The 22,395-nt window shown below is 65.8% G+C and carries 24 protein-coding genes; 11 read left to right on the plus strand and 13 right to left on the minus strand.

Features of this window, described 5'->3' with window-relative positions:
* Positions 1-75 precede the first annotated feature (75 nt).
* Both AC6I6S_RS08805 and AC6I6S_RS08810 read left to right on the plus strand, forming a co-directional pair.
* On the plus strand, positions 76-1,446 hold the full coding sequence (locus AC6I6S_RS08805) for a hemolysin family protein (protein WP_497949546.1): 1,371 nt from the start codon (positions 76-78) through the stop codon (positions 1,444-1,446).
* Between the two features lie 71 nt (positions 1,447-1,517).
* Positions 1,518-1,781, plus strand: a complete 264-nt coding sequence (locus AC6I6S_RS08810) for a hypothetical protein (protein WP_497949548.1) — start codon at positions 1,518-1,520, stop codon at positions 1,779-1,781.
* Between the two features lie 100 nt (positions 1,782-1,881).
* Here AC6I6S_RS08810 and AC6I6S_RS08815 read toward each other — a convergent pair whose 3' ends face one another.
* From AC6I6S_RS08815 to AC6I6S_RS08830, 4 genes are all read right to left on the minus strand, one after another.
* Positions 1,882-2,625: a hypothetical protein gene (locus AC6I6S_RS08815; protein ID WP_497949549.1), complete on the minus strand. Its 744-nt coding sequence runs from the start codon at positions 2,623-2,625 to the stop codon at positions 1,882-1,884.
* A 39-nt stretch (positions 2,626-2,664) separates the two neighbouring features.
* Entirely contained in the window at positions 2,665-3,855 is a 1,191-nt protein-coding gene (locus AC6I6S_RS08820) for an inorganic phosphate transporter (RefSeq protein WP_497949550.1), read from the minus strand.
* Between the two features lie 102 nt (positions 3,856-3,957).
* A complete protein-coding gene (locus AC6I6S_RS08825; RefSeq protein ID WP_497949552.1) occupies positions 3,958-4,674 on the minus strand; it encodes a DUF5828 family protein in 717 nt (238 codons plus the stop codon).
* Positions 4,675-4,814: 140 nt separating this feature from the next.
* The gene (locus tag AC6I6S_RS08830) at positions 4,815-5,030 is read right to left on the minus strand and encodes a DUF8007 family protein (protein ID WP_497949553.1); all 216 of its coding nucleotides are present in this window, start codon (positions 5,028-5,030) and stop codon (positions 4,815-4,817) included.
* A 79-nt stretch (positions 5,031-5,109) separates the two neighbouring features.
* On the opposite strand from AC6I6S_RS08830, the gene AC6I6S_RS08835 reads away from it, so the two are divergent.
* Positions 5,110-5,712 (plus strand): DUF8052 family protein, encoded by a 603-nt coding sequence (locus tag AC6I6S_RS08835; protein ID WP_497949554.1) that lies wholly within the window; start codon positions 5,110-5,112, stop codon positions 5,710-5,712.
* On the opposite strand, the gene AC6I6S_RS08840 is transcribed toward AC6I6S_RS08835, so the two are convergent.
* The 3 genes from AC6I6S_RS08840 to AC6I6S_RS08850 all read right to left on the minus strand — a co-directional run bounded on the left by AC6I6S_RS08840 (position 5,709) and on the right by AC6I6S_RS08850 (position 8,918).
* Entirely contained in the window at positions 5,709-7,520 is a 1,812-nt protein-coding gene (locus tag AC6I6S_RS08840) for a carbon starvation CstA family protein (RefSeq protein ID WP_497949555.1), read from the minus strand. The two genes, AC6I6S_RS08835 and AC6I6S_RS08840, sit on opposite strands and share 4 nt — an antisense overlap.
* Positions 7,521-7,620: 100 nt before the next feature.
* Positions 7,621-8,622, minus strand: a complete 1,002-nt coding sequence (locus AC6I6S_RS08845) for an ArsA family ATPase (RefSeq protein ID WP_497949557.1) — start codon at positions 8,620-8,622, stop codon at positions 7,621-7,623.
* Positions 8,622-8,918, minus strand: a complete 297-nt coding sequence (locus AC6I6S_RS08850) for a DUF7990 family protein (RefSeq protein WP_497949558.1) — start codon at positions 8,916-8,918, stop codon at positions 8,622-8,624. The genes AC6I6S_RS08845 and AC6I6S_RS08850 overlap by 1 nt, the downstream gene beginning before the upstream one ends.
* An 85-nt stretch (positions 8,919-9,003) precedes the next feature.
* Here AC6I6S_RS08850 and AC6I6S_RS08855 point away from each other — a divergent pair, with 85 nt between their 5' ends.
* Positions 9,004-10,212, plus strand: a complete 1,209-nt coding sequence (locus AC6I6S_RS08855) for a CobW family GTP-binding protein (RefSeq protein WP_497949559.1) — start codon at positions 9,004-9,006, stop codon at positions 10,210-10,212.
* Here the strand turns inward: AC6I6S_RS08855 and AC6I6S_RS08860 are convergent.
* On the minus strand, positions 10,209-10,571 hold the full coding sequence (locus AC6I6S_RS08860; RefSeq protein ID WP_497949560.1) for a hypothetical protein: 363 nt from the start codon (positions 10,569-10,571) through the stop codon (positions 10,209-10,211). The genes AC6I6S_RS08855 and AC6I6S_RS08860 overlap by 4 nt on opposite strands.
* An 80-nt stretch (positions 10,572-10,651) precedes the next feature.
* On the opposite strand from AC6I6S_RS08860, the gene AC6I6S_RS08865 reads away from it, so the two are divergent.
* A complete protein-coding gene (locus tag AC6I6S_RS08865; protein ID WP_497949561.1) occupies positions 10,652-10,849 on the plus strand; it encodes a DUF8107 family protein in 198 nt (65 codons plus the stop codon).
* Here the strand turns inward: AC6I6S_RS08865 and AC6I6S_RS08870 are convergent, their stop codons facing one another.
* Positions 10,850-11,257 carry an SRPBCC family protein gene (locus AC6I6S_RS08870; protein ID WP_497949563.1) on the minus strand — a complete coding sequence of 136 codons (408 nt, stop codon included), beginning with the start codon at positions 11,255-11,257 and terminating at the stop codon, positions 10,850-10,852.
* Between the two features lie 58 nt (positions 11,258-11,315).
* Here AC6I6S_RS08870 and upp point away from each other — a divergent pair, with 58 nt between their 5' ends.
* On the plus strand, positions 11,316-11,993 hold the full coding sequence (upp, locus tag AC6I6S_RS08875) for a uracil phosphoribosyltransferase (protein WP_497949564.1): 678 nt from the start codon (positions 11,316-11,318) through the stop codon (positions 11,991-11,993).
* Between the two features lie 115 nt (positions 11,994-12,108).
* Here upp and AC6I6S_RS08880 read toward each other — a convergent pair whose 3' ends face one another.
* Positions 12,109-12,309, minus strand: coding sequence for a YgaP family membrane protein (locus AC6I6S_RS08880; RefSeq protein WP_497949565.1), 201 nt, complete (start codon positions 12,307-12,309; stop codon positions 12,109-12,111).
* A gap of 190 nt (positions 12,310-12,499) precedes the next feature.
* Positions 12,500-14,548 carry a S9 family peptidase gene (locus tag AC6I6S_RS08885; RefSeq protein ID WP_497949566.1) on the minus strand — a complete coding sequence of 683 codons (2,049 nt, stop codon included), beginning with the start codon at positions 14,546-14,548 and terminating at the stop codon, positions 12,500-12,502.
* Between the two features lie 155 nt (positions 14,549-14,703).
* Here AC6I6S_RS08885 and AC6I6S_RS08890 point away from each other — a divergent pair, with 155 nt between their 5' ends.
* From AC6I6S_RS08890 to AC6I6S_RS08910, 5 genes are all read left to right on the plus strand, one after another.
* Complete coding sequence (locus tag AC6I6S_RS08890) at positions 14,704-15,774, plus strand: TAXI family TRAP transporter solute-binding subunit (RefSeq protein ID WP_497949568.1); 1,071 nt, start codon at positions 14,704-14,706, stop codon at positions 15,772-15,774.
* A gap of 136 nt (positions 15,775-15,910) precedes the next feature.
* Entirely contained in the window at positions 15,911-16,972 is a 1,062-nt protein-coding gene (locus tag AC6I6S_RS08895; RefSeq protein WP_497949569.1) for a TAXI family TRAP transporter solute-binding subunit, read from the plus strand.
* 54 nt (positions 16,973-17,026) lie between these two features.
* The gene (locus AC6I6S_RS08900) at positions 17,027-17,647 is read left to right on the plus strand and encodes a DUF1850 domain-containing protein (protein WP_497949570.1); all 621 of its coding nucleotides are present in this window, start codon (positions 17,027-17,029) and stop codon (positions 17,645-17,647) included.
* Positions 17,644-20,370, plus strand: coding sequence for a TRAP transporter permease (locus AC6I6S_RS08905; RefSeq protein WP_497949571.1), 2,727 nt, complete (start codon positions 17,644-17,646; stop codon positions 20,368-20,370). Before AC6I6S_RS08900 ends, AC6I6S_RS08905 begins: the two co-directional genes overlap by 4 nt.
* Before the next feature lie 52 nt (positions 20,371-20,422).
* On the plus strand, positions 20,423-21,277 hold the full coding sequence (locus AC6I6S_RS08910) for a hypothetical protein (protein ID WP_497949573.1): 855 nt from the start codon (positions 20,423-20,425) through the stop codon (positions 21,275-21,277).
* Here AC6I6S_RS08910 and AC6I6S_RS08915 read toward each other — a convergent pair.
* Complete coding sequence (locus tag AC6I6S_RS08915) at positions 21,274-21,882, minus strand: IMPACT family protein (protein ID WP_497949574.1); 609 nt, start codon at positions 21,880-21,882, stop codon at positions 21,274-21,276. The genes AC6I6S_RS08910 and AC6I6S_RS08915 overlap by 4 nt on opposite strands.
* A gap of 6 nt (positions 21,883-21,888) precedes the next feature.
* On the minus strand, positions 21,889-22,392 hold the full coding sequence (gene trpY / locus AC6I6S_RS08920; RefSeq protein WP_497949798.1) for a TrpY family transcription regulator: 504 nt from the start codon (positions 22,390-22,392) through the stop codon (positions 21,889-21,891).
* Between the last annotated feature and the right edge of the window lie 3 nt (positions 22,393-22,395).

The following is a 22,395-nucleotide window of genomic DNA, read 5'->3' on the forward strand; positions in this document are numbered from 1 at the left end:
GGGGTAAACGTGTCGTCGGCGGCAGGAAGAAAGGAGAAAGCGTTAATCAGCCGGCGAATAAACCTCAGCCAGTCAATGGTGCTGATTTCGCTCCTGGAGGTGGCGCCTCTCGCCTACGAGATCCCTGGAACCGGGATCGAGGTCGCCGAATCGACCGTCACGTGGTTCGGTATCGCTGCAGTCGTCATCCTCATCCTGCTCTCGGGATTCTTTTCGTCGTCCGAGATCGCGATGTTCTCGTTGCCGAAACATCGCGTCGAGGGGATGGTCGAGGAGGGAATTCCGGGAGCGAGCCGCGTCAAGGCGCTCAAGGACGATCCTCACCGGCTACTCGTAACGATTCTCGTCGGAAACAACATCGTCAATATCGCGATGTCTTCGATCGCGACGGCGGTGATCTCGCTCCACCTCGGGGGGCTGTACGGCGTCATCTTCGCGACGTTCGGGATCACCGCGATCGTATTGCTGTTCGGCGAGAGTGCCCCCAAATCCTACGCCGTCGAGAACACCGAGTCGTGGGCGGTTCGCGTCGCACAGCCGCTGAAAACCACCGAGTACCTGCTGTACCCGATGGTCGCGCTTTTCGATTATCTTACCAGACAAGTGAACAAGATCACCGGGTCGACGGGCGCGATCGAAACGCCGTACGTTACCCGCGACGAGATTCAGGGGATGATCGAGTCGGGCGAGCGCGAGGGCGTCCTGGAGGAAGAGGAACACGAGATGCTCCAGCGCATCTTTCGATTCAACCAGACTATCGTCAAGGAAGTGATGACGCCCCGCCTCGACGTGACCGCGGTTCCCAAGGACGCGGACGTCGGCGAGGCGATCGAAACCTGTATCCAGAGCGGCCACGCCCGTATCCCCGTCTACGAGGGGAGCCTCGACAACATTCAGGGCGTCGTCCACATCCGCGACCTCGTCCGGGATCTGAACTACGGCGAGACGACCGACCTCGAGTTACAGGATCTCATCCAGCCCACTTTGCACGTCCCCGAGTCGAAGAACGTCGACGAACTGCTCGCGGAGATGCGCGAGAACCGGATGCACATGGTGATCGTGATCGACGAGTTCGGCACCACCGAGGGGCTGGTGACGATGGAGGACGTCGTCGAGGAGATCGTCGGCGAGATCTTAGAAGGTGGCGAGGAGGTCCCCATCGAGGAGATCGACGAGAACACCGTGCTCGTTCGCGGCGAGGTCAACATCGAGGAGGTCAACGAGGCCCTCGAGATCGACCTCCCGGAGGGCGAGGAGTTCGAGACGATCGCGGGCTTCATCTTCAACCGGGCGGGTCGGCTGGTCGAGGAGGGCGAGGAGATCACCTACGACGGGGTTCGTATCACGATCGAGGACGTCGAGAACACCCGGATCATGAAGGCGCGACTGCGGAAGCTCCCGGAGTACGAGGACCCCGACGACGTGGAAGAAAACGGCGAGGAGTGACCTTCGCAGCGCTGCGCTCTCGTCCATCCGAACCGTTATTATCTCGTCCGTGATCGGTTCGACGTGAACGAATGCGCGACGGTGGAACCACGATACTGGGCGGGCTGTTCGCCCTCGCGCTGATCGTCTGGGGACTCACCGCGGGCACGACCGCGATCGCAGCCATCGGCGTTGTCGCGCTCGTCCTGCTGGTCACCCAGGAAGCGGTAACTGCCGGCGTCGAGGGACTGCTCGAGCGCCGCGGCGTCGCGGCCGATCACCGGGTCGGTGGCAGCCGCCGTCGTTCTCTGGAGCGTCGTCTGTCTCGTTGGTGCCGCCGCGTTACTCGCGGCTGATCCGGAGTCTTCTCGTCCCAGAATCCTCTTCTTTCTCGGCCTCGCGGTGACCGGTGCGATCGTGACGGACTCGAGCGCCGATGGGAACGGTAGACGGGAGTCAGGAGGGCGACTCGACGAGCGACTGAATCTCGCGGGCGACCTCCGGCGGGACGGCCAGCCGACGGGGTCCCTGGACGTACTGGCCGTCGGGCTGGGCGTAGCGGAGTTTCACCACCGTGACGTCGCCGAACTCCCGCATCGAGACGGCCTCGACGTGCTCGAGATCGACCGCTTCCTCCGGATCGTACAGGTAGATCGTCCGTTCCTCGAGGTCGAGCGTGCCGACCGAGCGAAGAAACACGGACAGCACGATCGCGACGAGCGCGAGCGGGAGCGTTAGCGCCGCCAGACCGGTGAAGGGACCGGCACCGACGGTCAGCAGTTCGTACTCGCTGACGAGTCGTCCAGCCACCATCAACAGGGCGATGAGCGTTCCCATCAGGACCGTTCCGGCGGCGGCGTCGACCGCCTGGCGCGTTCCCGCCCCGTCCGGCGGGGAAATCGAAAGCGGCGCGAGCAGGGCCTCGAGTCGCCGTTCGGTGTCACCCGCGACGGCGAACGCGAGGATCGTCACCGCGAGTGCGAGGAATCCCGCGCCGAGGATCGCCTGCGCGGTCGTCATCGAGAAACCGAACGCGAGCGGTGAGGGAGTACCGAGCTGGCCCGCGAGATCGAACAGCCGCCAGAAGACGATCAGCGCCGCCATCGCAAAGAACGTGCCGACGCCGAACGCCCAGAGGAGCCGAACCGTCCGCGAGGTCGAGGCGTCCCGTCGCCACTGCACCGTTCGGGAGTCGTCCATACGGGAGTGTCAAAACCGTGTAGGTAAAGCCCGTTCGATTCAGAACAGCAGCCACTCGAGGGCGCTGTAGGCCCCGAAGGAGACGACGATCGACAGGGCGAGCGAGAGCGTCCACGCGAGCACCGTAAACCCCATCTTGCGGGCGCTGACGCCGCCGCCGGCACCCGACGCGGCGTAGCCGCTCCCGATGATCGAGCTGACGATGATCTCGTTGAACGAGACGGGGATGCCGTAGAGCACCGCGGTCTGGGCGATGGCGAAGGAGGGGATGAGCGCGGCGATCGATCGGCGAGGGCCGAGCGAGGAGTAATCCTGGGAGATGGCCTTGATCATCCGCGGAGCGCCGGTCCAGGAGCCGAGCAGGAGCCCGAAGCCGCCGCCGACGAGCAGCGCCAGCAGCGGCAACTGGAGGTCGTTCGAGAGCGGAATCAGCGGACCGATCGCCAACCCGACCTGGCTGCCGCCGGCGGAGAAGGCGACGAGCCCGCCGAGGATCAACAGGAAGTGGCGCTCGCCGCGCTCGACGTCGCCCCGGAGATCGAGCCCGAGGATAAGTCCCCAGAGCGTGGCCATAACGACGGTGACGACGGCGATGCCGACGATCGGTGCCCCGGGAACCCACTCGCCGGCGGCGACGGCGATCGACGCGCCGGCGTCGCCGGAGCCCAGGACGGCGAACTCGATGTTCGCGACGATGACGCCGATGAGCCCCGCCAGGCCGACGATCAGGTAGCGCTCGGGGATCGGTTCGTCGCGCAGTAGTCGAGCGATTCCGTAGGCGAGACCGCCGCCGACGAACGGGGTGAGGAGCCAGAGGGCGGCGATCTCTCGATACTTCGCCCAGGCGGGGTCGCCGCCCATCGCGAGGCCGACGCCGATCACCGCGCCCGTGACGGTAAACGCCGTCGCGATCGGGTAGCCGGCGAAGACGCCGATCGCGACGAGCACCGCGGCGATCGTCAGCCCGATCGTCGCCGCCGCGGGGGAGAGCGTTACACCACCGATGAGTTCGGTACCGACGGCTTCGGAGACGTTCGCCCCCTGGAGAACGGCGCCAGCAAACCCCAGCAACCCAACGATAAAGCCCGCCCGCATTACCGAGATTGCGTTGGCACCGACGGCGGGTGCGAAGGGTGTCGAGCCGCTCGAGCCCGCGCCGATCGCCCACGCCATGAAGAGGCTCGCGACGGCGGCCACGGCGAACGTCGCAACGAGGGCGATCTCGACCATCTACCGGGGCTCTACCAGCGGCCGATACAAGTGTGTGCCGGCTTAGAACGGCGTCTCTCGCGGGATGGGGGCGCTCCGACGCCCCGAGTCGCGATCGCGGAGTCAGTTCGTCGTCGACCGGGAGTGGTCTTCGGGCTCCGGCGGGGGTTCGACGCCCTCGATCGCCTCGGCAGCGTCGGTGTCCTTTTCGATCTCGACGTGCCAGCGGTCGACCGCGTTCTCGTACTCGGCGAGGGTGTCGGAGACGCTGTCTTTCAACACGTCGTCGTTGACGTTGACCTCGAAGATGAACGCCTCGCCGTTGCCACGACCCGATTGCTGGATGTTGGCACTGACGAGTTCGTTATCGAAGTAGTAGGGTGCGAGCTGGGTCATCACTCGCTGGTAGACGGTGTCTTCGACGCGGCGAATCGCCTTCCGGCTGGCGGTGTCGGCCGCACGCGCAACGTAGTCGATCGACTCCTTCCAGTTACCGACGGCCTCGTCGGCGTCGTCGTTCTCAAGGGCCTCGTACGACGCCGAGAGCTTCTCGCCGGCGGTCTGGATGTCCTCGTCGGGCTCCCGGCCGGCTTTCTCGCCGCGTCCCTCCTCGACGCTGGCCTGGTCTGCGGTCTTCTCGCTGACGTCGGCCTCGAGGGTCTCGTGGGCTTTCGGCCGCCATTCCTCCCACTCGTCGAACGCGCGGGCGTAGCGTGCTCCGTAGTCGTGTTTGGGATCGTGGACGCCTGCGTCCCGAAGCGCACGGGTGACGCGTTCTCCGTGTTCGACGACGTCGCCCCAGTCGCCGCGAATCTTGAATCCGGAGATACTCTCTTCCATTCGGTTGACAGACCGTATGCCGCGGACCGGTATAAACCTCTTCGCTGCGTAACGCACGCTCCAGGACCGGGACACCGCTCGGTGATTCGAGAAGCGTGTCAACCAACTCCGCGCTGGTTACCGTGTGTGACGCCGACGATTCACCGACGGTAGATCGTTTCGAACGCTATCTCGTCCAGCCGGCGCTTCAACCGATCGAGCCGGATGGCGAGAAACGAGACGCGACGGAGCTCCGGCTCGGAAAGTTCGATCCGGCTCCTGCCGAACGGGTTCCGGTCGCAGTCCTCCTCGTTTTCGACGGCGTCGAGAACGGCCGTGACGCCACATCGGCCGCAGGACTCCGTTCGCTTTCCCATGTGGATAGTGACGGCTCCCTCCCTCATGAAGCTTCGGCCGCCGGTGAGTATATACGACCCGGATGGTATCTGTGAACACATGGACCCGGACGAGCCCGGCCTCGAGGAGGCGACTGCTGACACCGTCCCTCGGTGGGGGGACGAGTACCTCGATCGAGTGAGCGATCGGCTCATGTACAATTACGACCTCGAGAAGGATCACCCCGTCGCGGGGGAACGGTTCACGTTGTACGGGCGAATGGAGCTAACGAGCAAAAAACACTTTCTCCACCCCACGATTACGATCGGCGAGCACGGATCGACTGAGCACCTGTTCGTGAGGCGAGTCGATCGGGTCGATGACGAAACGCTCGACCAGTACGTCGATCTCGGACATCGGCTGGCGGAGGAGTGGATCGAGCCGAACGAAGCACACTACTGTACCGAGTTTACGTTCGTCGCGATTGCGCCGTCGATCTCGGACGCCGTTCGCGATCGCGTGATGGCGTTCTCCGATCGGACATTGCTGAAGTACGGCTATCACGGCCACTACGAGATCAATCTGGTCGTCGCGGCGCCCGGCGAGGAGAGGGTACTCGCGAGCGAGAACGCTGATGTCGCGACGGCATTTCGACTCTGGGAACGAATCGAGCGGACGGAACCGGGAATCCTTGGATTGATCGCCCGGCGGTTACAGCTCTAGTCGTCGTCGGCGGTGACCGTTTCGTCCCCTATACGTCCGTTTTCGCTGATGTTTCCGTACCCGATTCGGAAGAGTGCAACCGCCAGTCCGACCATCACCAGGCCGACGACGATTTGACTGCCACCGGCGATCCAGGTCCACGTTCCGGGATCACCCGAAAGGAGTCGGATGTACAGCACCTGATAGAGCGTGACCCACAGGAGCCCGATGACGGTAATGATCGCCATCAGCGCCAGCGGGCCGCCCGTGCTGAGCAGCTGTTTGTTCCGGTCCCAGTTGGCGAGCCAGACCGTTCCGGTCAATAGCGCCAGGGCTGCAAGCAGCTGGTTTGCGCCGCCGAACAGCAGCCACAGGTCCTCCCAGCTTCCGGTGCCGACGAGCAAGAACGCGACGATGACGACCGCGCTCGTACTCACGTACCGGTTCGCGCCGTACGATTCGACAGTCGTTTCGGGGGTTCCGACGAGCTCTTCGGCCATGTACCTGCCGAGCCGGACGGCGGTGTCCATGCTCGTCAGCAGGAAGCTGGCGAGTACGAGTGCCATGAACGGGGCGCCGTAGGACGCCGGGATACCGAACGCGGTGAGAATCACTCCACCGCCCGTCGCGAAGTTCGGGAGTGCAAGGCCGATACCGCCGCCTTCGGCGATTCCGGCGACGGCGATCGTACAGAGCGCAACGGCGGCGAGGAGGCCCTCGCCGAGCATTCCGCCGTAGCCGATCAGCCGAGCGTCGGTCTCCTTATCGAGCTGTTTTGCGGTGGTTCCCGAGGAGACCAGCGAGTGGAAACCGCTGATCGTCCCGCAAGCGATCGTAATGAACAGGAGCGGGAAGATCGGCATGAGCGCGTAGGCGGCGTTTTCGCTTCCGAACACACCGTACCACGCGTCGATCTGGAACGTCAACGGCTCGCTGGTGGTGGTGATGAACGTTCCCACGATGACGGCAAGGAGCGTTCCGCCCACCCCGGTGTACAGGAGGAACGACGAGAGGTAGTCGCGGGGCTGGAGCAGCATCCAGACCGGCAGGATGCTGGCGAGTCCGCCGTAGACGAGCATGATCAGCACCCAGGCCCCGATGTTCTGGTTGAAGCCGAGTTCCGGAATAATAGCCGGTGCGGTTTCACCGAACAGCACGATCGTGTCGGGCGCGTTTGGGAACTCCGCGCCGAACAGTGCAACCGGGTACTGGATACCCACCCACACCGCCGCGAAGATACCGCTCACGAAGACGACCGTCCCGACCGAAAACGGGAGGTTTAGCTGATACAGCCAGAACCCGAATATCAGTGCCAGTGCGATGTAGACGACGCTCGCCGTCGCCGCCTGGGGAAACGCGTCGAAGACGATGGCGATGACCAGCGCGAACACCGCAACGACGAGTATCGTCAACAGGAACGCGAACCACAGTAGCATGTTTTTCCCGCGCTCGCCGACGTACTCCCCGATGATGTAGCCGATCGACTTCCCCTCGTGTCGAATGCTCCCCGACAGCGAGATGAAGTCGTGGACGGCACCGATCAGCGGGTTTCCGATCGCGACCCACAGTACGGCGGGAACCCATCCCCAGACAAGTGCCGCCGTAATCGGCCCGACGATCGGCGCTCCCCCCGCGATGCTCGAGTAGTGATGCCCCAGTAGCACCGGCTTCTTCGCCGGCACGTACTCCTGACCGTCCTCGTACTTGTGCGCCGGTGTCGCTCGCGAGTCGTCGAGGTTGACGAACTGCGAGAGATACCGTCCGTACCCGACGTACGCGACGGTAAACGTCGTGAGTACCAGCGCGACAATCCAGATTATGCCTGCCATGTGTGCCCGTACCAATAGTCGAAGAGGTTAATTATAAATATACCCTATTTACCGCGCTCGTCCGGCGCGTATCGGTCGTTCTGGTCTGATACGGACCAGGCTACCGGCCACCCGATCGATGGCCCTCGGTTCCGGAGGGCGCCCCGGGAGAGAAGTCGGCGGCGTCGAACTCGTCGGCGACGTCCTCGAGAAGCTCGCCTCGAACCTCCTCGATGCGGGTTTCGATCGTCGCGACCACCGGCGCCGAGAGCGTCGACTCGATCCGCTCGAGGCGATCTCGCTCGGTCGCGACGCGATCACGGAGAAACCGGGCGCCCCGCCCCTCCTCCTCGGGTTCGGGTTCGGGCGTGAGTCGGTTGACGACGAGTCCGGCGACGGGGAGGTCTGCTTCGGCGAGCGTTTCGAGGGAGCGCTCGGTCTCGCGCATGGAGAGTTCGTCGGGATTCATCACGAGGTAGAACGTCGCCTCCTCGCGCAGGGTCTTCCCGGCGAACTCGAAGCGCTCCTTTCGTTCCCTGAGGCGGGAGAGGATCGGATCGCCGTCCATCAGTCGCCGGGGCTCGCGGTTGCCGATCGCAGCCTTCTCGAAGAGGTCGATGCTTCGCTCGCGTTTGTACACCAGCCGGTCGATCCACCGCTCGAGCAGCTCCGGCAGCGAGAGCAGCCGGAGGGTGCTGCCGGTGGGCGAGGTGTCGAAGACGACCCGATCGTAGTCCTCAGCGGTCTGCATCACCTCGACGAATCGGTCGAACAACGCGGCCTCGTAGGCACCCGGCGTCTGGTGGGCCATCTCGAGCTGGATGTCGATCTCGTTGACCATCGCCGCGCTCACCTGCGAGCCGAGCTGCCGCTTGAGCTCCTGCAGGTGGTCTTCGACCTCTCGCTCGGGGTCGATCTCCATCACCGACAACCCCCCGTAGTCCGCGACGGGCTGTGGTTCGTCGTCGAACGCCTGTCCGAAGACGTCGCGCGTGCTGTGTGCGGGATCCGTCGAGACGAGCAGCGTCTCGAGACCGTCGTTGGCCGCGGCGACGGCGTAGGCGCTCGAGACGGTCGTTTTCCCGACGCCGCCTTTTCCGCCGAAGAAGACGAACCGACTCATCAGAAGTGGTACTGCTGGCCCTTGCGCTCGACGAGCGAGGTCCGATCCCACATTCGGCGCTCCCAGTTCTCGTACTCGGTTTCGAGGTACGGCAGGAGTTCGGCGGTGTAGTAAGAGACTGGACTCGGGATGCCGAAGGCGTCGGGGAAACAGGCGAGCATGAACGTATCCTCGAGGTCCTCGGCTTCCTTCTCGATCTTCTCGTACGCCGGGTGGGTGATCATTCCGTGGTAGAGCCCGCGAGCCCACTCCTCGACGATGGCGCGGTAGGCGGCGATCCGCTCTGCAAGCGTCATGTGTCATCACTACACAACCGGGCGGGAAAAAACGTATCGACAGCCGTCGACTACTATAAGTCCTCTCGCTCGGTTGTGCCCACGTATGGACGCCGACCGCATTCCGGTCACCATCCTCAGCGGGGCGCTCGGGGCGGGGAAGACGACGCTGCTCAACCACCTGCTGTCGAACAACGAGGGGCGGCGAATCGCCGTCCTCGTCAACGATATGGGCGAGATCAACGTCGACGCCGAGTTGTTACAGACGGGCGGTGAACTCGATCCCGCGGCAGGCGTGGCAGAGCTCTCGAACGGCTGTATCTGCTGTGAACGCCAGGACGACCTCGAGACCGAGGTGACGCGACTGGCCAGGGAGCGCGACTTCGACTATCTCGTCGTCGAGGCCTCGGGGATCAGCGAACCCGCACCGATCGCCCGCCTGTTCACGACCGAATCGCGCGCGGCCGCACTGTACGAAGTCGATACCACGGTAACGGTCGTCGACGGACGCCTCTTCTACGACAGCTTCGCCGGCGAGGAGCCGACGCGAGAGACGGCGCCCGGGGACGAGGAGCGCCCGCTCTCGGACCTGCTGATCGAGCAGGTCGAGTTCTGCGACGTTCTCGTCTGCAACAAGTGCGACCGGCTGTCGGCCGACGAGCGCGAGCGCGTCGAGGCGCTGGTCGCGGCGCTGCGCCCGGAGGTGGCGGTCATTCCGACCACGTTCGGCGCGGTCGACCCCGGCGACGTGCTCGGAACCGGTCGGTTCGACCCGCTCGAGGCCAGGGACGCGGCGGGCTGGAAACGGGCGTTCGATAGCCACGCCCACGAGAGCGACGGCGACCACGCGGATCACGACCACCGCCACCCCGCCGACGTCTACGGCGTCACCTCGTTCGCCTATCGCCGGGGGCGGCCGCTCCACCCCGAGCGATTCCGGTCGTTCCTCGAGTCCGTGCCGGATGCGGTCGTCCGCGCGAAGGGACGATGCTGGGTGGCCGGACGCGAGTCGACCGCGCAACTGCTCAACGTCGCTGGGTCGTCGATTCGCGTCGAAACCGCGGGGCGGTGGATCGCCGGACTTCCCGAGGTCGAGCGGGAACTCTACCGGGACAATCGGCCGACGGATCACTGGGACCCCGAGTGGGGCGACCGCGAGGTCAGGCTGGTGTTCATCGGCCGCGGTTTCGAGGAGGAGACGCTGGTCGACGCCCTCGACGACTGTCTGCTAACCGACGCGGAGATGGCCGCGGAGTGGTCGGCGTACGAGAACGCGTTTCCGGCGGCCGAGGGAGACGTTCTCGTCGTACGTTAGACGACTGCAACGGCCGCGGTCACCCCGAGGAGGAGGGCGACGGTCGCCGCGACCGTGTACAGCAGGCGCCGAACGCGGAGTGCGACCGGCAGTTCGCTCCGGAGTTCCGGGCGGGCGGTCAGGACGCAGCGGTGGTAGGCGGCGACCCCCACTCCCGCACAGAGGATCACCGAGAGGGAGACCGCGGGACCGAGGGGAACGCCCAGCTCGAGCAGGTAGAGCGGACCACAGCCGATCAGTAGCGGTACCGCGAGCAGCGAGGTGACCAGAAAGGGGACGGGGTCGACGGGCGTCCCCTCGCGGTTGCGTAGGAGAAAGCGCATCGCTCGATCGTCGCTAGTCACGAGCTCCAGGCCCATAACGAACTGCGCTGAGAATGCGCGGCGGCCGCGGGCCGGGGCCGAAGCAGTTATTCCCCGGGCGACTCCAGAGAGAAGCGATGTCCGTCTCCGACGGTCTCTCCGGCTCGAAGGGTGATCCCCGGCTGCTGTTCGTGTTGAACGCCGTCCTCTCGGCGTCGTTCGTCTGGATAGTGCTGGGACTGGCGGATCTGGCAGACGTCGCGGCGTTCAGCTGGACGCGGTTCGCGATTCTGACCGTCCTGTTGATAACCGTCACCCACGTCGTCGTTCGCTAGTTACTCGACGGCGGCGGCGAGGCCGTCGAGCGTCCGCTCGAGTTCCCCCCGTCGTTTCCAGGCGGCGACGCGGTCGGTCACCGCTGCCGGCGGCACACCCATCTCGACCATCGAGACGGCGGTGAGACGAACACCCTCGTTCTCCTGGTCGTACGTGAGCGTCGTTTCCAGCGTCTCGAGCGGCCCTCCTCGCTCCTGTTCGTAATAGAACCCGTTCTCGAGACGTTCGAACCGGAGCACCGTCTCGAGTCCCCGGGCGACGACGTCGACCACCCACTCACCGTCGCGCTCGTCGATCTCTCTGACAGTGAAGGTTCCCTCGTACTCGACGAGCGCGTCTGGGGTGAGGTAGCGCTCGAGCATCGCCGGCTGTGTCCGGACGAACCGCGAAACCGTTACCGTTCGCATTAGCGGTGATTCTCGGACCGATACCTTATACTCCCCGGCGGTACCGAATGCAGACGAGATGCCGATCGAAGACAGGGACGAGGCCTACCTCGTCACCCACGCACTGGCGAAGGACACCCTCTCGCGGCTGCGAGACGTCGAAACCGAGCAGGTGGGCTTTCGAAAGGGGCTCGTCAAACTCGGCCGGATCTGTGGCTACGAGATCATCGACGGGCGGATGGATACCGAGTACGTCGAGATCGAGACGCCCCTCGAGGCCACGATGGGCGAACGCGTCAAGGGGCTCGACGACGTGGTGATCATCAACGTGTTGCGGGCGGCGACGCCGTTCGTCGAGGGGCTGCTCAAGGCGTTCCCGCGGGCCAGACAGGGCGTTATCAGCGCCAGCCGCGACGAGGAAGCGGGCCGCGACGCGGACGGCAAATTCCCCATCACGGTCGACTACGTGAAACTCCCCGAGATCCGCGAGGAGGACACCGTGATCGTCGCCGATCCGATGCTCGCGACGGGGAGTACGATGTGTACGGTCCTCGAGCACGTCATCGAGAACTCACCGGAGCCCGAGCACATGATCGTCCTCTCTGCGGTCTCTGCCCCGGACGGACTGCTCCGCGTGGGCGAAGAGTTTCCCGAAGTCGACCTGCTGACGGTGTCGATCGACGACTACCTCGACGACGACGGGTTCATCGTCCCCGGTCTGGGGGATGCGGGCGATCGCGCGTTCCGAACGACGTAGCCGTCGACTGTCCACCCGTCCTCGAGCGCTCTTCGACACCCCTCAAACCCCTGTATTCGACTCGGTCGTAGCTCTCGGCCGAACCGGTCGTCACCGTACACTCCGGGCCGATCGGTCAGGACTCCCCGCAGGTGTCGATTCCGAGCAGTGCGTTCATCGGACACCGGCCGAGCACGCCGCTCGCGAGCACGTCGCTGCCGGCGATAAAGGCGACCGTGCCGCCCAGCCGCCTCCGGTGCCGGTAGCCGACGACGAGCAGTGCGAGTCCGACGACGAGACGAGCCAGTCGATCGAGACCGCCGACGTTTCGCTCCATAGCTCGTGATGGGGCTCGAGGCAGTTAGCTACTGTTCTCTCGGCGGCGTGTCCTTCTCCCCGCCTGTTTCCGCTCGAGCTCACGAACCCGTTGGTTTCCGCTCGAAACCGTCCGACAGAGCGGTTGTTGTTCGATGCGTCTCCACCGGAACCGCACCCCTGTGGCCGACTCGAGGACCGCGTCGTCGTCGCTATTCGTCGTCTTCGTCTGCCTCGCCCGCGGTGAGTCCGTCGTTGCGCCCGCGCTCGAGCGCCGACGGGTCGTCGCTGTAGGTGGAGTAGCCGTCGAACCACCGCTGAATTCGTTCGATGCGGTCGACGACGTGGGCGGGTTCGCCCGAGCGGGAGAGTTCGTGGCCCTCGCGGGGGTAGCGGACGAGTCGGGTGTCGACGCCGTGTTTCTTCAGCCCGAGGTAGTACAGTTCGGCGGTGTTCGCCGGGGTGCGGAAGTCGTCGTCGGAGTGAAGCACCAGCGTGGGGGTCGTCACGTTCGGGACGTGCGCGACCGGCGACTGCTCCCAGAGGAACTCGGGGTCCTCCCAGGGGGTGACGCCGTAGTCGCCCTCGATCAGCTTGAACGCGTCCGTCGAGCCGTAGAAGCTGGTGAAGTCGTAGACGCCGCGCTGGGAGACGGCGGCCCGGAACCGGTCGGTCTGGCCGACCGTCCAGGCGGTCATGAAGCCGCCGAAGCTTCCTCCCGTCACGTACTGCTCGTCCTCGTTGACGTACTCGCGTTCACAGACCTCCTCGACGCCGGCGAGCACGTCGGTAAGGGTGACCTCTCCCCAGTCGCGCTCGATGGCGCTCGCGTGGTCCTCGCCGTAGCCGGTCGATCCCCGTGGGTTCGACCAGAACACGACGTAGCCGCTCGCGGCGAGGCTCTGGAACTCGTGCCACATCGTCCCTGAGGTGGTCCATTGGGCGTGGGGGCCGCCGTGGATCTCGACGACCAGCGGATAGGTTTCCTCGGGGTCGAAATCGGGCGGCGTGAGCACCCAGCCCTGGACCGGCCCCTGCTCGCTCTCGTACCACAACTCCTCGGGCTCCGACACCGCCCGATCCGTGAGGTACTCGTCGTTGACACGGGTGAGTCGGGTGACCTCGTTGCCCCCGCGCGTGGAGACGAAGACGTCGCCGGGGTGGTCCCACTCGCTCTGGGCGTAGGCGATGGCATCCTCGCCAACGGAAAAACCCTCAAGCGTGACGCCGTCGCCGTACACCGTCGCCGGCTCCTCGCTGGCGTCGCCGGGGGCCTCCCAGAGCACCACGGAGCCCTCGTCGGGCGTCGCGAAGTAGAGCAGTTCCTCGTCGGGGCCCCACTCGAGGCCGGCGCCGTACCCCAGTGTTCGGTCGAGATTTTCGGTGAGTGTGACCTCCTCGCCGCTCGCCCGGTCGTGGACGACGACCTCGGTCTGACGGAGCGTAAAGCCCTCCTCGGGGGTGTAGGTGTAGGCGACGCGGTCGTCCTCGGTGGCGGCCAGCGCGGGGTAGCCCGTTGTCTGCGTCACCGCCTCGACGTCGCCGCTCTCGAGGTCGTGTGCGTGGACGTCGTGGACGATGGAGTCGTCGGGCTCCTCGCCGTGTTTCGTGGTGTAGTAGACCGTGTCGTCGTCGCCCCAGGTCGCGCCGAGGTGGTCGACGTCGCCGTCGGTAAGCCGCTCGAGGGCATCCTCGGCGTCCTCGCCCGCTAGCGCCGCCTCGACGTCGAGCACGTAGACGTGGTTGCGCTTGCCGTCGGCGTAGCGCTGGGCGGCCCGATAGACCATCCGGTCGATCACGCGCGGGTCAGGCGTCTCGGGTTCGTAGTCGGCGTCGACCGCGAGGTCGCGGCCCTCCTCGCGGTCCTCGGCGGTCGACCCCTGGGTAAAGAGCACTCGCGAGCCGTCGGGGCTCCACTCGAGGCCCGAAATCCCGCCCGCGACCTGGGTGAGCTGGCGCGCCTCGCCGCCGCCGGCGGGGAGGTACCACAGCTGCGGGCGGTCGTCGTCGGCCCCGCGGGTGCTGACGAACGCGAGCGCGCTCCCGTCGGGACGCCAGCGGGGCTGGCTATCGACGCCTTCGCTCACGGTGAACTGCGTCGGCTCGTCGCCGCCGAGCGGGACGACGTAGACCGTCGCCTCGTAGCTCTCGTCGTCGTCAGGGACCTTCCTGACGAACGCGACGCGCTCACCCGTCGGGGAGAGCTGTGGGTCTTCGACCTGGACGATGTCGTGGTAGTCGGCGGCTTCGATCGTCTGCATGGCTGCTGTCAGCCTCTACCACGGATTATACATTTCGATTCGTAGGCCTACCGGTCGGATCGCGTGAACAGTCGTTCGGTGCGACTGTCTCGAGTCGATTAATTTTAACCCCTTCAGGAATTGATTATATGTCCGTCGCTGTCGACTGTGACAGTATGAGAGACACTCTCAACCGACGGCGGTTCGTCGGCATGATCGGGGCGGCGGGCAGCGTTGCGCTTATGGGAACCCTACAGGACGACGAGGTCGAAGAGGAACCGGAACCCGAAGAGGGCGGGGAGGTCCTTGCGTTGCACGCGGGCGGGACCGAAGGGACCTACTACCCCCTCGCTGGCGACATGAAGCGGATCGTCGAAGACCAGACACCCCACGGGATCCAGGTGCAGTCGACCGGCGCGAGCGTCGAGAACGTCGGCAGTCTCGCCCGCGAGGAAGCGCAACTCGCGCTGATACAGAACGACATCGCGTTCTTCGCGTTCAACGGCACCGGTATCGAAGAGTTCGAGGGCCAACCGGTCGAGAACCTTCGGGGCATCGCGTCGCTCTACCCCGAGACGATCCACATCGTCACGCAGGCCGACTCAGGCATCGAATCGGTGGAAGATCTCGACGGGGCGTCGGTCAATACGGGCGACCTCGGCAGCGGTACCCAGGTCAACGCCCTGCAGATCCTCGAGACGGCCGGCATCGAGAACTTCGACGAGCAGAACACGGACTTCGGGACGGCGGCCGACCAGATCGGCGACGGCGACGTCGACGCCGCGATCACCGTCGGCGGGTGGCCGCTGGGCGCGATCGAGGACCTGGCGACGACTCAGGACATCGCGTTCGTCGAGGTCACCGGCGACCTTCGCGACCAGTTGCTCGGAGACGCCGAGTGGCTGGCGGAGGACACGATCCCCGGCGGCACCTACGACGGGGTCGAGGAGGACGTCGAGACGGTCTCCGTCCAGGCGATGCTCGCCACCCACGAGGCGATGGACGACGCACTCATCGAGGAGGTCACGGGAGCGATGTTCGACAACACCGACGACTTCACCACCCAGGCGGAGTTCATCAGTCAGGACACCGCCCTCGAGGCGATGTCGATCGAACTCCATCCGGGTGCCGAGGCGTACTTCGACGCGGCGGGCATCGACGCGAACGGAACCGACGAGGCGGACACCGACGACGAAGAAACGGACGCGGACGACGCTGAGGAGGCGGAAACCGACGCGGACGAGTAGTCTGTTGCCGGGGCGAGCGACCGCCGACCGGTTTCCGATAGTTGCACTGACGAGTCAGTGGTAGTGAAACTCCTACGGAAGTTAATTTCTACATTCCGGTGAAAAAATGTATTGTCGAGCCTCACCGATTAGTGGTATGGTTCGACACATTAACCGGCGACGGTTCGTCACAGTCGCCGGGGTTGCTGGAGTAGGCTCGCTCGCCGGTTGCATCGGAGAGGACGCTACCGAGGACGACGACGCTGCCGACGACGGCGACGAGGGAGACGACGACGCTGCCGAGGACGAAAACGGCGAGGAGGATGACTTCGGCGAGGCCGACCCTGACGAGGGTGGCGAGGTACTCTCCTGGCACGCGGGCGGTACGGAGGGGACGTACTACCCGCTGTCGGGTGACGTCAAGTCCATCGTCGAGGAGCACTCGCCCCACGGGATTCAGGTGCAGTCGACCGGCGCGAGCGTCGAGAACGTCGGCAGCCTCGGCCGCGAGGAGGCCGACTTCGCGCTGATCCAGAACGACATCGCCTACTTCGCGTTCAACGGCACCGGCATCGAGGAGTTCGAGGGCGAACCCGTCGAAAACCTTCGGGGCGTCGCCTCGCTCTACCCCGAGACGATCCACATCGTCACCCAGGCCGACTCGGGTATCGAATCCGTCGAGGACCTCGAGGGCGCCTCGATCAATACGGGCGACCTCGGCAGCGGCACCCAGGTCAACGCCCTGCAGATCCTCGAGAGCGCGGGAATCGAGGACTACGACGAGCAGAACACGGACTTCGGGACGGCGGCCGACCAGATCGGCGACGGCGACGTCGACGCCGCCGTGACCGTCGGCGGGTGGCCGCTGGGGGCGATCGAGGATCTGGCGGTGAACCAGGACATCGCGTTCGTCGAGGTGTCGGGCGACCTCCGGGAAGATCTGATGAACGAGGCGGAGTGGCTGGCGGAGGATACGATCCCGGGCGGCACCTACGACGGGGTCGACGAGGACGTCGAGACGGTCTCCGTCCAGGCGATGATCGCCACCCACGAGGGGCTGGACGAGGGAATCGTCGAGGACGTCACGACGGCGATCTTCGACAACACCGACCAGTTCACCACCCAGGCGGAGTTCATCGACGTCGAGAGCGCCCAGGACGGGATGCCGATCGATCTCCATCCGGGGGCGGAGGCGTACTTCGGCGATGGAGAGGACTGACGGAACCGCCTCGAGCCGTCATCGAGTACCCGCGCTGACCACCGACTGACCACCGTGAGACTGACCAGACGACGACTCGCCGCGTCCGTGCTCGCGCTGTTCGGAGCGTCCGCTGTGACGATTTCGGCGGCGACGGCCGACCGGACGCTCGTCGTCGCCGACGCCGCCTCCGGCGAGCGGTTGCTCGAGGTTCCCGTCGACGACGGCGAGGAAGTGACGCTCGCCTACACCCACAGCGTCGAGAAGACGCCGGTCGAGGACGTGTACGCCGTCGACGGCCTCGAGCTTCGGGCGGTGAAGTCAGTGTTTCACTCCTTCGGCGCGGGACTGCCGACGAACGTCACGCGAACCGAGGAGGGGTACGTCGCGGAGGGATCCGGAAGCCACGAGGAACTGTTCGTCGTTCCCGGCGAGATCGCCGGCCACGAACTCGTCGTCGAGGGCGACCGGTACGACCTGGTCGCGGTCGCCGACGGGAGCGTCGTGCTGTCTCTGACCGACCGCCGCGTCGGGGACGCGCTCGCGGGGCGACTCGTCGCGACCCACCAGCACGCCGCCCGGACCGCCGGTCCGGTCGACCGGTCGATTCGAACCGACGGGGCCCGCCGAACCACGATCGACACTGACCGATGTACGATGACCAACCGTCTGCGACGAGGGGTGCCTGAGCGATGAGCATCGAGCCCGGAGACGACAGTCTGAGCGAGGAAGAACAGCAACAGCTGATGGAGGAGGTCGAGCGCCGACGGACCCACCGGGGGGTCGCCGCCGCCATCGTCATCGCGATCGCGATCTCATTTTCGGCGTTCCAGATGTGGATCGCCGCCCGTGGATACGTCTTCGAGGTGGGTGATTTTCGAATCGTCGCGCTTCAGCAGCTACAGGTGAACGCGATCCACGTCGCGTTCGCGCTGGTGCTCGCGTTCATGCTGTTTCCGGCGAGTCGCGGCCGGGGATTCCTCGCCCGCCGGCTCGGACGGGTCGAACCGGCGGTCAAGACACGATTCGGCGACGAACATCCGCTGACTCGAGCGACGACCCGTACCGCCGCCACCGCGCGCTGGGCGGTGGTCGACCCGAACATGAACCGGATCGCGCCGATCGACGTCCTCCTGGCGCTGCTCTCGACCTGGCCCGCCTACTACATCGTCACCCAGTACGACGAGATTCGATCCATCGCAGTCCACCGATTCGACGGGACGCAGTCGATCTACGAGGTGTTTCCCCCGTTCGATCTAATCGAGCGGGCGACCGGCTACGACATCGGCGGCGCGCTCGCGGCGGCGGGCGCCCCGCTTGCCGACACCTCCGCCGCGTTCCTGCTCGCGATCCTCGGGATGCTGCTCGTCCTCGAGGCGACCCGGCGAGCCCTCGGTATCCTGCTCGCCTCGCTCGTCGGACTCTTCATCGTCTACGCCCGCTGGGGGTACGTCATCCCCCGTGACTCCCCGATCGGCGCGCTGACGATCCAGCCGGATACCTGGGGGAACATCATGTACAACCTCTGGTACACCGTCGAAGCGGGGGTTCACAGCCAGCCCGTCTCCGTCAGCGTCCGCTTCATCTACATCTTCATCCTGTTCGGGGCGTTCCTCGAGATGAGCGGCGCCGGCAAGTGGTTCATCGACCTCGCCTACGCCGCGACCGGCACCCGCGAGGGCGGCCCCGCGAAGGCGAGCGTGGTCTCGAGCGGCTTCATGGGGATGCTCTCCGGCTCCTCGATCGCCAACACGGTGACGACCGGGGCGTTCACGATCCCGCTGATGAAGCGCTCGGGCTACTCGCCGGAGTTCTCCGGCGCCGTCGAGTCGTCGTCCTCCTCTGGCGGTCAGATGCTCCCGCCCGTGATGGGTGCGGCGGCGTTCCTCATCGTCGAGTTCACGGGGACCCCCTACGCGGACGTGATCATCGCCGCCACGCTCCCTGCTATCGCCTTCTTCTTCGGCATGTGGGTGATGGTCCACTTCGAGGCGGTCAGGGGTGGCATCGGCGGCCTCCCCCGCGCGGAGCTGCCGAACGTCGGGAGCGCCCTGCGCAGCGGCTGGTTCTATCTGATCCCCATTATCCTCCTGCTGTACTACCTCATCATCGCCCGATTCTCGATCAACCGCGCCGGCTGGCTCACCATCGTCGCCGTCATCGCCCTGTTGGCGGCGGTCGCCGCCTACAACGAGCGGACGCGGGTTCCGCTGTTCGCGACGATTCTGGCGGTCTTCGTCGCCCAGGCCGCAGCGTACGCGACCGTCGGCGCCGGACTCGTCGACGCCCTGCAGGTGGCGGCGGGCCTCGAGACGGCCGCCGCGGCGCTGCCGCTCAGTGAAGCGGTGGCGGCCGCGGTATCCGATCTCGGCGTCATCGTGATCCTCGTGAGCGCCGCGTTCATCCTGCTCCAGCCCCACGGTGAGGCGCCGCTGCTCGACTTCGACTCCACGGTCGACGACGCCGCCGAGGAGGGCGCCGAAAAGCTCGATCGACCGTCGCTGGCGAGCAACAACGCTTACCGATTCGGCACCTTCGTGCTCAAGTCGATGGACTCCGGGGCGCGCACCGCAACCACTGTCGTCGTCGCCGTCGCCGCTGCCGGCGTCGTGCCGGGGGTCATCAGCGTTTCCGGGCTCGGACCGAACCTGGCCGCGCTCATCAGCAGCGTCAGCGGCGAGTCGATGCTGGTCCTGCTCACCCTGACCGGCGTCGCCGCGATCATCTTCGGGATGGGGATGCCGACGACGGCGATGTACATCATCCTGGTTGCGATGCTCGAGGCGCCGCTGGTCGAGGCCGGCGTCCTCGTCCTCGCCGCCCACCTGTTCGTCCTCTACTGGGGGCTGATGGCCGACGTGACGCCGCCGGTGGCCGTCGCCGCGTTCGCGGGTGCCGGCGTCGCCAAGGCCCAGGAGATGCAGACGGCGATCATCGCCTTCCTGCTGTCGCTGAACAAGGTGCTCGTGCCGTTCGCGTTCGTCTTCTCGCCAGGAATCCTTCTGATTCGCGTTGAATCGCTGGACAACTGGTGGATCATCGGCTGGGCGGACGTCACCGATCTCGGCTTCTTCGTTCCCGACGTCGTAATTCCGGTTATCGGCATGTTCCTCGGCGTCTACGCCCTCGGCGTCACCATCATCGGCTACCAGTACTCGCAGGTCAACGGCCTCGAGCGAGTGCTGTTTTCGATCGCGTCCATCCTGCTGATGGTGCCCGAGATTCCCCTGCTGATCCTCGAGGGCATCCTGCTCCTGTTCGGCATCCCGTCGGCGCTCCTGCTGTTCTCGATCACCGCGCCGCTTCGCCTGCTCGGGCTCGTGATGCTCGTCACGTTCTCGCTGCTCAACCGCCAGCGGGCGACGAGCCAGGCCGCCGACGTCGAGGACCCCTCGAGCCCCACACCGGGCGACGCTTGAGCCGTCGCGGCGGACGTTAGAACTTTACCACGACCGGTTGTGCTTTCGGGCAGTGACGACTGCGAATTCGCGACCGGAATCGGATTCCGTGGGTTCCGACGCCGCATTTCGGCTCGCCGTCGGCCTCTACCTCGCCGTCCTCCTCGCCGCGAGCGCGGCGACGGCACTCGTTGCACTCTCGAGTCCGACCGCATTCGAGTTGGCCGCGGTGGCGGTCGCCACCGGCGTGATCGGCACACTCGTCGGTCTCGCGCTCTCGAGCGTCGCCGACGGCCTTCCGAAGCGACTCGGTCGCAGCCGTCGTCGTCGGATCGCGGTTTCGCTTCCAGCGGCGGCGTTCGCCGGAGCGTTCCTGGGGTCCTACGGCACCGCCGCGCTCGGTTCGGAGGTCCGCCCGGTCGCACTCGCCGCCACGGTAGCGGTCGTCCTGGCGGGCTTCTCCCTCGCGGCGCAGGCCCGAACCCGCGACGCGGTCGAACGCACCGGCGACCCCCTCGAGACGTACCGGTGGACGCCGCCGGGGTCGCTCACACTCGATCTCCTGCTCGTCGGTCTCGGGCTCGTTCTCGCGGTCGGGAGCGTCCTGAACGGTAACTGGCTCTCCGCCGTCTGGTGGTCGAGTTTCGTCTTCCTCTGGATCGCAGGAGCGGTCTTCGAAGGCCGGTGGCCGATCGCTTCGCGGGACGTCTGCGAACTTCAGATCCACGAAATCGGCCTCGTGAAGAAACGGCCGTATACTGCAGCACTCGTTCCGTGGGACGAGGTCGACCATGTCCGGCTGCGCGACGGCCAGCTCGTCTTCGACCGCGGCCCATTCGACGTCAGCTTCGACGCCGACGAACTCGAGGACTCCGAGGCAGTCCTCTCGGCCGTCGAACGCGTCCACTCGGGGCCGGTGCTTCGCTAGTCGAGGTCCACTCGCCCGCTCGTCGCGCTGCGGAGTCGATCCCGGAGCGCCTCGCTTTCGACCAGGGGCACTCGAACCCGAAAGGTGACGTCGGCTTCGTAGTCGGCTTCGAACTCGTAACCCTCGCTCTCGAGGATTCCTCGGGCAGTGCCCGAATCGTCGTACTCGACCGTGATCGACACCGTCTCGTGAGGTCGTTCTTCGACGACGCCGGCCTCGTCGACAGCCTCTTTCACCGCCCGCGAGTAGGCCCGGACGAGGCCGCCGACGCCGAGGTTCGTCCCGCCGTAGTAACGGGTGACGACGACCGCGACGTTCTCGATTTCGCGCTGCTGGAGTACGTTCAGCGCGGGTTTCCCCGCCGATCCGGAGGGCTCGCCGTCGTCGCTCGAGTACTCCCGGAGCAGTTCGCCGCCGTCGGCTCGCACGCGGTAGGCGGGGACGTTGTGCGTGGCGTCGGCGTACTCCTCGCGTACGGTTTCGATAAACGACTCCGCGTCCGCGACGGCGTCGACGGGTCGGACGTGACCGATGAACTCCGATCCCCGGACGACGAAACTCGCGGTGGCGGCCTCGGCGACGGTCCGGTACGTCTCGTTACTCACGGGCGCTCACTGCAGTTCGATCTTGCGGACGAACTCGAGGTCTCGCAGGCCGGTTATCAGCTCTCCGGGTAGATCCTGGTCGGTGACGAGGTAGAGCCGCGGTTCGTCGGTGAACTCGGGGTCCTCGCTGATCGTCTGGCGGATCGAGACGTCGTGATCGGCGAGCAACCCGGTGACGGCGGCGACGATCCCCTTCTGGTCGGCGTCGTCGACCTCAATCGCGATAACCGTGAGATCGAGCACCGGGGCCAGATCCATCAGGCTCGGCACCTGCGAGATGTTCTGGAAGATCCGTCTGAGTTCCTCGTCCTCGAGAATGACGTCGGTCGTCGAGTCGACGACGCGGCGGTCGACGTCGATCTCGCGGGCGATCCCCGTGTTCGGAATCTCGATCCCGCCGGAGACGACGCGACCCTCGTCGTTGACCGAGAACCCCCGCTCGAGCAGCAGTCGGATGACCGCCTGCTGGCTCGGCGACCCCTCGAACTTCTCCATGATCTCGTCGAACATTCG

This window comes from Natrononativus sp. DTA114, assembly GCF_059736515.1.

Bases quoted from the DNA above. Each gene is read 5' to 3' on its own strand.
- AC6I6S_RS08905 (WP_497949571.1), top strand. From the start codon at position 17,644: ATGAGCATCGAGCCCGGAGACGACAGTCTGAGCGAGGAAGAACAGCAA.
- AC6I6S_RS08870 (WP_497949563.1), bottom strand. From the start codon at position 11,257: ATGCGAACGGTAACGGTTTCGCGGTTCGTCCGGACACAGCCGGCGATG.
- AC6I6S_RS08880 (WP_497949565.1), bottom strand. From the start codon at position 12,309: ATGGAGCGAAACGTCGGCGGTCTCGATCGACTGGCTCGTCTCGTCGTC.
- trpY (WP_497949798.1), bottom strand. From the start codon at position 22,392: ATGTTCGACGAGATCATGGAGAAGTTCGAGGGGTCGCCGAGCCAGCAG.
- AC6I6S_RS08835 (WP_497949554.1), top strand. From the start codon at position 5,110: ATGGACCCGGACGAGCCCGGCCTCGAGGAGGCGACTGCTGACACCGTC.
- AC6I6S_RS08885 (WP_497949566.1), bottom strand. From the start codon at position 14,548: ATGCAGACGATCGAAGCCGCCGACTACCACGACATCGTCCAGGTCGAA.
- AC6I6S_RS08820 (WP_497949550.1), bottom strand. From the start codon at position 3,855: ATGGTCGAGATCGCCCTCGTTGCGACGTTCGCCGTGGCCGCCGTCGCG.
- AC6I6S_RS08815 (WP_497949549.1), bottom strand. From the start codon at position 2,625: ATGGACGACTCCCGAACGGTGCAGTGGCGACGGGACGCCTCGACCTCG.
- AC6I6S_RS08805 (WP_497949546.1), top strand. From the start codon at position 76: ATGGTGCTGATTTCGCTCCTGGAGGTGGCGCCTCTCGCCTACGAGATC.
- AC6I6S_RS08830 (WP_497949553.1), bottom strand. From the start codon at position 5,030: ATGGGAAAGCGAACGGAGTCCTGCGGCCGATGTGGCGTCACGGCCGTT.
- AC6I6S_RS08850 (WP_497949558.1), bottom strand. From the start codon at position 8,918: ATGACGCTTGCAGAGCGGATCGCCGCCTACCGCGCCATCGTCGAGGAG.
- AC6I6S_RS08840 (WP_497949555.1), bottom strand. From the start codon at position 7,520: ATGGCAGGCATAATCTGGATTGTCGCGCTGGTACTCACGACGTTTACC.
- AC6I6S_RS08845 (WP_497949557.1), bottom strand. From the start codon at position 8,622: ATGAGTCGGTTCGTCTTCTTCGGCGGAAAAGGCGGCGTCGGGAAAACG.
- AC6I6S_RS08890 (WP_497949568.1), top strand. From the start codon at position 14,704: ATGAGAGACACTCTCAACCGACGGCGGTTCGTCGGCATGATCGGGGCG.
- AC6I6S_RS08860 (WP_497949560.1), bottom strand. From the start codon at position 10,571: ATGGGCCTGGAGCTCGTGACTAGCGACGATCGAGCGATGCGCTTTCTC.
- AC6I6S_RS08825 (WP_497949552.1), bottom strand. From the start codon at position 4,674: ATGGAAGAGAGTATCTCCGGATTCAAGATTCGCGGCGACTGGGGCGAC.
- AC6I6S_RS08865 (WP_497949561.1), top strand. From the start codon at position 10,652: ATGTCCGTCTCCGACGGTCTCTCCGGCTCGAAGGGTGATCCCCGGCTG.
- AC6I6S_RS08895 (WP_497949569.1), top strand. From the start codon at position 15,911: ATGGTTCGACACATTAACCGGCGACGGTTCGTCACAGTCGCCGGGGTT.
- AC6I6S_RS08855 (WP_497949559.1), top strand. From the start codon at position 9,004: ATGGACGCCGACCGCATTCCGGTCACCATCCTCAGCGGGGCGCTCGGG.
- upp (WP_497949564.1), top strand. From the start codon at position 11,316: ATGCCGATCGAAGACAGGGACGAGGCCTACCTCGTCACCCACGCACTG.
- AC6I6S_RS08810 (WP_497949548.1), top strand. From the start codon at position 1,518: ATGCGCGACGGTGGAACCACGATACTGGGCGGGCTGTTCGCCCTCGCG.